3 protein-coding genes are annotated in these 4345 nt (G+C 42.9%); 1 reads left to right on the top strand and 2 read right to left on the bottom strand.

The window, feature by feature from the left end; all coding sequences use genetic code 11:
* Positions 1-84: 84 nt before the first annotated feature.
* Together RWJ43_RS06165 and RWJ43_RS06160 are read right to left on the bottom strand one after the other, a co-directional pair.
* Positions 85-918 (bottom strand): RNA methyltransferase, encoded by an 834-nt coding sequence (locus tag RWJ43_RS06165; protein WP_314008993.1) that lies wholly within the window; start codon positions 916-918, stop codon positions 85-87.
* Between the two features lie 77 nt (positions 919-995).
* Positions 996-2648 (bottom strand): hypothetical protein, encoded by a 1653-nt coding sequence (locus RWJ43_RS06160; RefSeq protein WP_314008991.1) that lies wholly within the window; start codon positions 2646-2648, stop codon positions 996-998.
* Positions 2649-2875: 227 nt separating this feature from the next.
* Here RWJ43_RS06160 and RWJ43_RS06155 point away from each other — a divergent pair.
* A partial coding sequence (locus RWJ43_RS06155) for a L,D-transpeptidase (protein ID WP_314008989.1) occupies positions 2876-4345 on the top strand: 1470 nt, incomplete at its 3' end.

Genomic DNA, 4345 nt, shown 5'->3' with positions numbered 1-4345 from the left:
ATTTCTCGTGTCCAAGAAATGGGAGGCAGTTCACTCTCGTAGGTGGCCGTTTTTTGTGCCGTATGTAAAGGTTTCCTGCTCAAGTTATCGAGCAAAAAGTTCCCAAAATGCCACGGCAGATGACGCAGCAACATTAAGCGAGTCCACCTGATGAGACATGGGAATGATGGTGATAATGTCACAAGCCTCAATGGTTTTCTTATCAAGACCATAGCCTTCACTACCAAAGAATAGTGCAGCTTTTTTACCTTTTACCAGCTCTTTATTAAGAGGTACTGCAGAATCTGTGAGTGCAAGTGCACACGTAGTAAAAGAATGAGCTTTAAGCTTTTCAATAAGGTCCAGTGAAGTTATCTCTTCATCCAAACGAGTCCAAGGCACATTAAGAACCGTTCCCATAGAAACGCGCAGGACACGCCTTGAGAGGTTGTCGGCGCACTTAGCAGTCAAGATAACAGCATCTACATTGAGGGCCGCAGCTGACCTAAAGACAGCACCAACGTTGTTAACGTCTACTAAATCTTCTAGTACGGCAATATGCTTTGACGTGCTTAGAATCTCTTCTAGCGATGCACCTTGAGGTCTCCTCATGGCACAGAGCACTCCTCTATTCATCTTGTAGCCAATAAGCTGTGTAAGCTGCTCATCTGGAAGAATGAAAATAGGAACGTCATCTGTCAAAGGGTGGAACTTCTCGACAATTTGCAAAATATTGTCTGTATGAGAAGTATTTGCAAGAAACGAGAGCGGCCTGCAACCTGCAGATAGCGCAGTTTCAATTACAAAATGAGACTCACAAATCATGACACCACGAGTTGGGTCAAGACGATTACGAAGCTGGTTATCAGTCAATCGAGCATACACATCAAGACGGCTGTCGTCAGATGAATCTATGTGAATAACTGGATGTGTTGCCATAAATAACGTACCTCTCGCCTCTTGATAGACAGTATTCTCTCACTCTTGAGGCAAGAGTAACGTCATGTATTCCTAGATTACTTCTGTAGCAGCTTTCTCTTGAGGAAGAAGCTCAGAGAAACCAGTGAGACAGAGGAGCAGACAAGTGTGCCCTGAAGCGCAACCTGAGAATAATCTGCAGTATCAGGAAGCTGTGACTTCTTCTGAGCTTGCTGAGGCTCCTCAGGAGTGTGCGTCTCAGGTGTTTCTGGCGTAGTCTCAGGCTGCTTCACGTATACGTGAGTCCAATTTGCAGTAATGGCTGGCTGAGAAGTATCACTTGTGCCAATAACAAGATTGACTTTTAAATGCTGATACGAATCAAAGTTATCTGGATCTGCAGATGTTGGGGTAAGCAGATATTCAATTCGATACTGACCAACAGGCAAGGTGTCATCTTGATATGAAGAATAAACAACATCCTTAAAGTGATTGGAGAAATAAATAGCATTGCCGTCGGCATCAACAACACGAGGTGTGCCATCTGGCATATAAGTCATATCGATAGTAAATTGACCATTCTCAAACAACTGAATATCGTAGGTATCATATCCAGGAGTCCTACTGATAACAATATCGCCATTGTGCGTAGCAGCACTAACAGGGAAAAGCTGTGTAATATCTTGCGATTGAATCTCTGCCATAAGACGAGCTGTTACGGCATCAATGTCCAGCACTCGCCTTGTTCCTGCATCAACCGTGTGGTCATAGTTGTAAGAAGAGATGGTAGCAGGAGCATTCTGAAGACCAGCGTCAATAGGTTTTAAGGTAGTTCCAGTATCAGAGACATAAGCGGTGTGCGCGAGAGTGTAGTAATACGTAATATGTGTTACATACGTAGTTGGACGAGCAACATTACCATCACCATCATAACCAGCAGAAATCGTATAAGAATCCACTTCTTTATGGTCAAGAATGTCATTACCCACTACCTCTGGAGCCAGGAACAGACCTTGTTTTTCAGTCTTATTTCCGTTGCTATCAACAAACGTTGTGAGGTTACGATCAATATTAGATACACCCACGTGCATGGTGTAAATGTAATAGAAGCCATGCTCTTGATCATACGAGAGCGTTTTTTCCAGCTTATACTGACCCATAGGCAAACTGGTATCAATAACAGCGGTATTATCCTGACCAACCGACCCTTGTGCCAGCTGACCATTAGCAATGTAAGAATTAACTCTGTCTCTGTGAGTCTGAATATCATTGTCTGAATCAAATTCAAACACTGGAAGCAAAATTCTACGATCAGTCACACCGGCAAGCTCTGGATGAGTCTGAATGTATGCATCTACAGCTGCATCATCTGTTGTATATCTCAGAGAATCATCTGGCGAGAAAAGCGACAAGTCAAACTGATCTCTATCTAAATAAACAAAATCACTTACCTTGCTATAGTTTGGATGAGAATCAGTGTTAACTGCCTCATAAGGCTTAACTTGCTCAAGAGTATCAAACGATGTTGAATCATTGCCAACAAGCGAAGCAAAATCAGAAGGAAGAAGCTCATACGATTTGACATCAGTATGCAGTAACAACTGATTAGTAGAATGAGAATTTGATTGGCTAGTTGAAGCAGTAGCTACAGCAATTTTAGGAAAAGCTGAAATGCATAAAAGAAGTACGGCAAGAGCAGTACAAACACATCTAATATTTTGCGTAGTACTATTGACTCTAGTTGATGACATACACTATTACTCCCCCTGCAATTGAAAAATAATTATTTCTAAATGTCGTATATATTACTCCAGTTTTGTTCATCTCCTATAGAAAATAATTCCACGTAAGTTCCATAAAATATGTGGTGAATATGCACTACACTAAATGAATGTGTCTTTGACTCATTTGCAGAAAGTCTGTTTGTCAAAACACACTGATTTTTGCTATGTAACTTCGTTTTTATAAGGAGTGCTCCTTGGCTAAGCACTTTGCAAAAAGCTCTGCTTCTCATACCGCTAACCTACAACCTCTTTCTTCAGAGGAAGCTACAGAGAAAGCGCCTTCTCTTAAAGACTCAGTACCAAGCCTTGGCGATACTGATATGTACGTTGCTCTCAATGAAGAGCAGGTAAAAGCCAATCAGCTCAATGAGCCTTCACAAGCTACAGAGGCCCCAGAAGAGCAGGCAGATGATTTAACTGTCATTGCTCCTCTTGATAGCGCAGAGCTTGGAGAAAAAGAAGAGGCTCCCGTTGTTCACAAGAAACATCAGTGGTGGAAGATACCTGCTGCGCTCGTTGGTATTCTCGCCCTTGTGTATGTGGGTGGAGTAATCTTCTTTAACTTCTTCTTTATGCCTCAAACCAGCATTTATGGTAAGGACTACTCCTTAAAACCTGCTTCAGATTTACAAGCTTCTAGAGCAAACGAGGCCTCAAATTACTCCGTCCAAGTCTCTGGAAACGGCGTAGATTTAACCATCAAGGCATCTGACATTGATTTAACATACGACGCAGCTGGATATGCTCATGATGCTATTAGCCAGCAGAATCCTTGGATGTGGCCACTGGAAATTACTCGTAGCAGGTCCCTAAGCCCACATGCAACCGCTTCGTATGATACAAGCAAGGCAGACGCACTCTTTAATCAAAGAATTGAGCAGGCAAAAGAATCTGCTCAAACTCTAGAGAACAATGGTATTACCTACGATAGCTCGGCTAAAAAGTTTATTTTTGCTGATGACGCTATTGCCACAAGACTATCTCTTGAGGGTGTCCATAAAGACTTGCAAACCGCTTTTGATAATCTGAGCACTACCGTACAGCTTGGCCCAGAAAGCCTCATAAGTGCAGAAGACCTTGATACTGCCTTGAAGACTGCTAATTCATACGTTACTTCTGCAGTTGATTTGATGCTAGGCGATTCTGCTGCTTATCAGCTTGATCAAGACACCATTGCTAGCTGGATTAAGTTTGATGAGAATCTCTCTATTTCATTTGATACAGACGCTATTACCAAATGGGTCAACGAGACACTTGCTCCTGCAGTAGATACTCGTGGAACTTCAAGAACGTATAAGCGCTGGGATGGAAAAGAATTCACTACAAAGGCCGCTGGTGCATACGGCTGGGTTATGGATAATGATGCTGCTGTAAAAGCTATCTCTGACGGTCTGTCCGCTGGTCAGGCAACAAAGATTGAACTGCCTACAAAACAGTCGGCCGATAAGTTTACTAAACAGGGCGAGCAGGACTGGGGCGGTCGTTATATTGACGTTGACCTTACCACTCAGCATGCTGTTCTTTATGGTGATGATGGAACTATTCTTTGGGAAGCCGATGTAGTAACAGGTATCCCAGACGGACATCACAACACTCCGGAAGGAGTCTGGTATATTACCAGCCACATTAGAGACGCTCGTCTCCTGGGACCAAATGACGAGAAT

It is taken from the genome of Lancefieldella parvula, assembly GCF_963530955.1.
GTDB lineage: Bacteria > Actinomycetota > Coriobacteriia > Coriobacteriales > Atopobiaceae > Lancefieldella > Lancefieldella parvula_A.
The sequence above is the reverse complement of the archived record's forward strand: the minus strand, read 5'-3'. Positions and strand labels throughout refer to the sequence as shown.